A 5,360-nucleotide genomic window follows, 5' to 3' on the forward strand; every position below is an offset into this window, starting at 1 on the left:
CACTCAAACCGGGATGGAAATAAAAGTTATTAAAATCAATACAATGTGAAAATGCAATGAGCATAAGCGTGTAACGTAGGTTTACTGTCTCATACAACAAACCCACCAATAATTCAAGACGTCCTCCACGGGGCGCTTACCCGGCGCACAAGGTCAGAACGACGCAGGACAACGCGGCGGCTCGCTCTATGGCACGGCGTCAATCCGCCTTCTGCCGATCTGTCGCGGTATCGCGGCGCGGTTTAATCCACCAAGCGGCGCGACGCCGCATGCGGCAACGCTGTCTTACGCGCTCAGCAGCGACAGCTTGCGGCAGTCGATAGCGCCGTCAAGCACGCTCAGCGCCGTGACGTCGCAGCCGGCAACGCGGTCTCATGCCCAGAGTCACAGGCCGCGACGGCGTGTGCTGCGGCGCACGCTGGCCGGCGTGCTGTTGCTCTGCGCCACACAGGCCGCCGCCGAAGATGTGTTGACCGCGCGACTAACGGTGTTTATGCAGCGCCAGTTTAGTCCGGCGCCGCTGTCGCTGCGGGTGCAGGTGGTGACGCCCGCCGAACGGCGGCTAACCTGCGCGGAGCCGCTTTTTTCCCTGCCTTCGCGTACCCGCGTGATGGGCAACTCAGTCTGCGCATGGTATGTGGCGGCCAGACGCGTTACCTGCAGGTAGCGGTGCAGGTGACCGACCGCTATCTGGCGGCGGCGCGGCCCATTGCGGCGCGCCTGGCTCATCCGCTCGGGACAAAGGGTAACCGTCATCGCCGGCGACGACGGGTTCGCGCTGCACAGTGCGGGCAAAGCGCTGGGCAACGGCGCCGCCAACGACACCATCAAGGTAAAAATGGATTCCGGGCAACAGGTCAGCGGCACGGTCATCACCGCCGGACAGGTACGCGTTGTATTATAAATGATTAAAGTTTTCGCGCCCGGGGCCGATAGCTGGATAATAGTGCCGTTTCAGTCACCGAACTCAACGTAAGCGAGGCTTGTATGAGTATTGAGAGTAGCCGTCCTGTTCAATCCCTGGCACCGCTGCAGAACATCGACGGCAATACCGTTCAGGCACAGAAAAACAAGACTGCCGCCAGCACCGACAATCAAGAGAATAAAAGCACCGTCAGCCTGAGCGACACGCTGGATCAGCTGCAAAAACAAGACGGTCAGGATATCGATGTCGCCAAGGTCGAGCGTATCAAAGACGCCATCCGTGACGGCTCCCTCACCATGGATAGCGGTAAAATCGCCGATGCGCTGATTAGCCAGGCGCAATTGATGTTGGATGAATAAGCAATGAAGACGTTGGAAACACTGCTGGCCGCCATGGCCGAACTGCTGAACAAACTGGAGGCTACCCTTGCCCAAGAGCAGCAGTTATTAAGCGCCGGCCAGGTCAATGCGCCGCTGCTGCACCACACCACTGAAACCAAAGATGAGCAGCTCAGCACGCTGCAGCACATGAATCATCAGCGCCAATTGCTGGAGCAGGAGACAGGAGACAGGATTGCAGGCGCCCTATGAAAGCGATGCAGGGCTTCAGGCCGACTGGGAAACTATCGTGAACCACACCCGCGCGCTGCAGCAGCGCAACGGGCTGCTGCTGGATGTGCATCTCAAACTGAATCAACGCGGCTTGTCCACCATGACCGAGCAGCGCAGCTTGAGCAGAATGTACGACCCCACGGGGCATGCCAGCGCTCAGGCGCTGCTCGGTCCCAAATTCAGCGTGTAACGGCACGCGGCGGGTTGCGACATTCAGCGGGCCGCGACGCCGGCCGGCGCACTGGCCTTGGTACTCCGATAGTTTATCAATTACCGATAGCGAAGCAGGCGCACCGGCGGCACGACCGCCCCGCGTCCCGGCCATTGCAGCCACAGCGTCGCCGGATTACCGGCGAGCTTCCCCGCCAGCGACAGGTTGCGGCCCGCCAATCCATCGGGAAAGAAACACCGTTCCCCCAGGCATATCGCCAGCCGCACGCCCGACGGCAACGGCCGCTCGTTCTCAATATGCCAGTTAATGGAGGTCACCACCGCATCCGCCGGGGGTAAATTCAGCGGGCGCAGGGGCGGACTGGCGACGGCGCCGCCGCGCTGGCTGAGTATCAGTTGCGTGCCGCTACCCTGCCAGGCGCCGTCCGCCGCGGGCGCTATCGCCAGCAGCGCCATGAGCCACCACGCCGGCCCGCACGCCCAACGCCACAGGCCCATTATTCCTGACCGCCAATCACGGCGGTCATGCGTAAACGCCGTTCATCGCTGATTTCCTGCGTGGAAAGCACCGCGGACTGCGCCTGAGCCAGCAACCTGTCCGCCATACCCGGCTCCATCCCGCCGCCATTTTGCAGCGCCTGTAGCAACACGCGTTCCAGCGTGACGTCCAGACCAATCACCTGGATCTCTTCGCTGTCTTGGAAATAGTGCTGGGTTATAGCGCGGCCCAGCGCAACGCGCACAATCTGGGTCAGATCGGCGCGTCTTTTTTCACCGGCGCATGTTCAATCAGCACTTCGATAATGGTGCGCATGTCGCGAATGGGGATATTTTCAGCCAGCAGGTTGCGCAGCACTTTCTGGAACTGCGTGAGCGGCAGGGTGGCCGGGATAAAGTCCTCGGTCAACTTGGGCATCTCCTGCGTGACGCGTTCCAGCAGTTGCTGCGTTTCCGGCCGACCCAGCAAATCGCTGGCGTATTTGCCAATCAGGTGGTTTAAATGGGTCGCCACCACGCTGCGGGCTTCCACCACGGTATAGCCCTGAATCTGCGCCCGCTCTTTCAGAGCGCTATCAATCCACACCGCCGGCAGGCCGAAGGCCGGGTCGCGGGTCACATCGCCGACCAAGGCGCCTTCCGCATTGCCGGGGTTGATCGCCATCCAACGGCCGGGAAAGGCTTCGCCGCGGCCGATTTCCACGCCCTTGAGCAGAATGCGGTACGCCGCCGGCTGCATCCAGATTATCGCGAATATGCACCACCGGCGGCAGAAAACCCATTTCCTGGGCGAATTTCTTGCGGATACTGCGGATGCGGCCCAGCAATTCGCCGTTTTGCAGCGCGTCCACCATCGGAATTAACCGGTAGCCCACCTCAATGCCCAGCGGATCTTCCAATTGCACGTCGCGCCAGCTGGCTTCCGTCAGCTGTGGACTGTCCTCGCGTCGGGCCACCGGCGCATCTAGCCATCCCTTGAGCGACCAGGCCAAGCCAAGCAACAGCGCGGTAAACAACAAAAAGACCAGGTTGGGCATCCCGGGCACCAGCCCTAACAGGCCGAGCACACCAGCGGCGAGCAGCATCACCTGCGGTTTATTGAACAGCTGATCGACCATTTGCTGGCCGACATCCTGATGGGTACCGACGCGGGTGACGATCACGCCGGCGGCGGTCGAGATCACCAGCGCCGGGATTTGAGCCAGCAGGCCGTCGCCGATGGTCAACAGGGTATAGCTTTGCGCGGCCTGGCCCAGCGCCATATCATACTGCAACAGTCCGACCATCAAGCCGCCGACGATGTTGATGACCATAATCAAAATGCCGGCAATGGCGTCGCCGCGCACGAATTTGCTGGCGCCGTCCATGGAACCATAGAAGTCGGCTTCCTGGATCACCTCGCTGCGACGGCTTTTCGCCTCATCTTCGCCGATAAGACCGGCGTTAAGATCCGCGTCGATGGCCATTTGTTTGCCGGGCATACCGTCAAGCACAAAGCGCACGCCCACTTCGGCGAGACGCCCCGCCCCCTTGGTGATGACCGTAAAATTGATCACCACCAAAATAACGAACACCACGATACCGATGGCGAAATTGCCGCCGACCAGGAAATGGCCGAAGGCCTCCACGACTCTTCCCGCCGCATCAGCGCCGGTGTGGTCCTGCAGCAGGATGATGCGCGTGGAGGCAACGTTCAGCGACAGGCGCAACAGGGTGGAAAACAGCAGCAGGCTGGGAAAAGCGGCAAAATCCAACGTGCGGCGGGTAAACATCGGCAGCGGCAGAACCATCATCGACAAGATCATCAAGATCAACACCGGTCCCGTCAGGATCTGCCACTGACAGGCGTTCATATTGGTAGGTAAGCGCAGCAGCGCGGCCAGATTAGCCATATCACTCTTTCTCAGGATCAAAATCCAGCGCGACAGGCACTGGTAAATCGACGGGTTTCTTCGGCATCCCACCCCCTTGACGCTGCCAGCGTCGCAGCTGGTAAACCCAGGCCAGCACCTCGGCCACCGCCGCGTACAGCGCGGTGGGAATGGTCTGGCCTATTTCGCTATGGCGGTACAATGCGCGAGCGAGCGGCGGCGCCTCCAGCGGCGGAATGCGGTGCTCCGCCGCCACCGCGCGGATACGCAAAGCGATTTCGCCGACGCCTTTGGCCAGCACTTCCGACGCGCTGCGTTTACCGTCCTCATAGCGCCGCGCCACCGCAAAATGGGTGGGGTTGGTAATCACCACATCCGCCTTGGGCACATCGGCCATCATACGGCGCCGGGCCATGGCCCGCTGCTGCTGGCGGATGCGACTTTTCACCTGAGGGTCGCCTTCCTGATTCTTAAACTCATCGCGGATATCCTGACGGCTCATGCGCAATTTTTTCAGATGGCTCCAGAGTTGCCAGAACACGTCGAAGCCGACAATAGGACTGAGGCCGACGATGATAAACAGCATACAGGCGGTGATAATTCGCATTGCATCGCCCAGCGCCGGCACGGCGGGTTCCATGACCAAGTGCAACATATGCGGCCAGTTGAGCCATAAAAAGCCGTCGGTGATGCAGCCGAATACCACCGCCTTCAGTATCGCCTTGAACAGTTCCGCCAATACCTGCGACGAAAACATCCGCTTCAGGCCACTGAGCGGATTGAGTTTTTTGATATCAAATTTGATTAACGACGGATTAAAGGTGATCCCTCCCAGCAACATCGGCGCGCCGAGGGCCACCAGGATTAAACCGGCGAACAGCGGCACCAGCGCCAGGACGGTCTGGCTGAGCAACGGCGCGGCAGTGCTCAGACTCTGACGATCGTTACCAATCAGGCCGTGGTCAAAATGCAGGCCCTGGGCGAGCATCGCCGCCAGCTGACGGGCAAGGTATGCGCCGTCCAGCCAGAGCATGGTGCAGTCCACCAGCTGCTGATTCCGGTCACGCCCGATCACTGATTCCGGTCGCCCGATCAGCGATTCCGATTCTGTCCGATCGCTCATCTTCTGTTCCGCCATACTCTGGAGACTTTTAGCTTCCGGGGGTATGGCATGGCACGTAAAAAGAAGAACGCGAKAACATAAATATGCATCTATATTAATGTATTACGCATGAAATTTGAGCAGCATCGCTCGAATCGCAGCAGCGCTCGGCATCGGCTGTA

The 5,360-nt window shown here is 60.0% G+C and carries 7 protein-coding genes and 1 pseudogene; 5 read left to right on the top strand and 3 right to left on the bottom strand.

The features are described 5' to 3' along the window. The first annotated feature begins 403 nt into the window (after positions 1-403). The 5 genes from ACMX3H_RS16775 (at position 404) to ACMX3H_RS16795 (ending at position 1,726) form a co-directional block, all read left to right on the top strand. On the top strand, positions 404-667 hold the full coding sequence (locus ACMX3H_RS16775; protein WP_415211632.1) for a hypothetical protein: 264 nt from the start codon (positions 404-406) through the stop codon (positions 665-667). A 42-nt stretch (positions 668-709) separates the two neighbouring features. Continuing rightward, the gene (gene flgA, locus ACMX3H_RS16780) at positions 710-904 is read left to right on the top strand and encodes a flagellar basal body P-ring formation chaperone FlgA (protein WP_415211633.1); all 195 of its coding nucleotides are present in this window, start codon (positions 710-712) and stop codon (positions 902-904) included. An 83-nt stretch (positions 905-987) separates the two neighbouring features. Then, positions 988-1,284 carry a flagellar biosynthesis anti-sigma factor FlgM gene (gene flgM / locus ACMX3H_RS16785; protein WP_415211634.1) on the top strand — a complete coding sequence of 99 codons (297 nt, stop codon included), beginning with the start codon at positions 988-990 and terminating at the stop codon, positions 1,282-1,284. A gap of 3 nt (positions 1,285-1,287) precedes the next feature. Then, positions 1,288-1,515: a hypothetical protein gene (locus tag ACMX3H_RS16790; protein ID WP_415211635.1), complete on the top strand. Its 228-nt coding sequence runs from the start codon at positions 1,288-1,290 to the stop codon at positions 1,513-1,515. Next, entirely contained in the window at positions 1,499-1,726 is a 228-nt protein-coding gene (locus ACMX3H_RS16795; RefSeq protein ID WP_415211636.1) for a hypothetical protein, read from the top strand. The genes ACMX3H_RS16790 and ACMX3H_RS16795 overlap by 17 nt, the downstream gene beginning before the upstream one ends. Before the next feature lie 80 nt (positions 1,727-1,806). Here the strand turns inward: ACMX3H_RS16795 and ACMX3H_RS16800 are convergent, their stop codons facing one another. The 3 genes and pseudogenes from ACMX3H_RS16800 to flhB all read right to left on the bottom strand — a co-directional run bounded on the left by ACMX3H_RS16800 (position 1,807) and on the right by flhB (position 5,214). After that, complete coding sequence (locus tag ACMX3H_RS16800; protein ID WP_415211637.1) at positions 1,807-2,205, bottom strand: flagellar protein FlhE; 399 nt, start codon at positions 2,203-2,205, stop codon at positions 1,807-1,809. After that, a pseudogene (gene flhA, locus ACMX3H_RS16805) lies at positions 2,205-4,097 on the bottom strand (flagellar biosynthesis protein FlhA). Before flhA ends, ACMX3H_RS16800 begins: the two are co-directional and overlap by 1 nt. A gap of 1 nt (position 4,098) precedes the next feature. Further along, entirely contained in the window at positions 4,099-5,214 is a 1,116-nt protein-coding gene (gene flhB / locus ACMX3H_RS16810) for a flagellar biosynthesis protein FlhB (protein WP_415211638.1), read from the bottom strand. Positions 5,215-5,360 lie beyond the last annotated feature (146 nt).

The organism is Sodalis sp. (in: enterobacteria) (genome assembly GCF_047607725.1).
Lineage (GTDB): Bacteria > Pseudomonadota > Gammaproteobacteria > Enterobacterales > Enterobacteriaceae > JBLKSS01.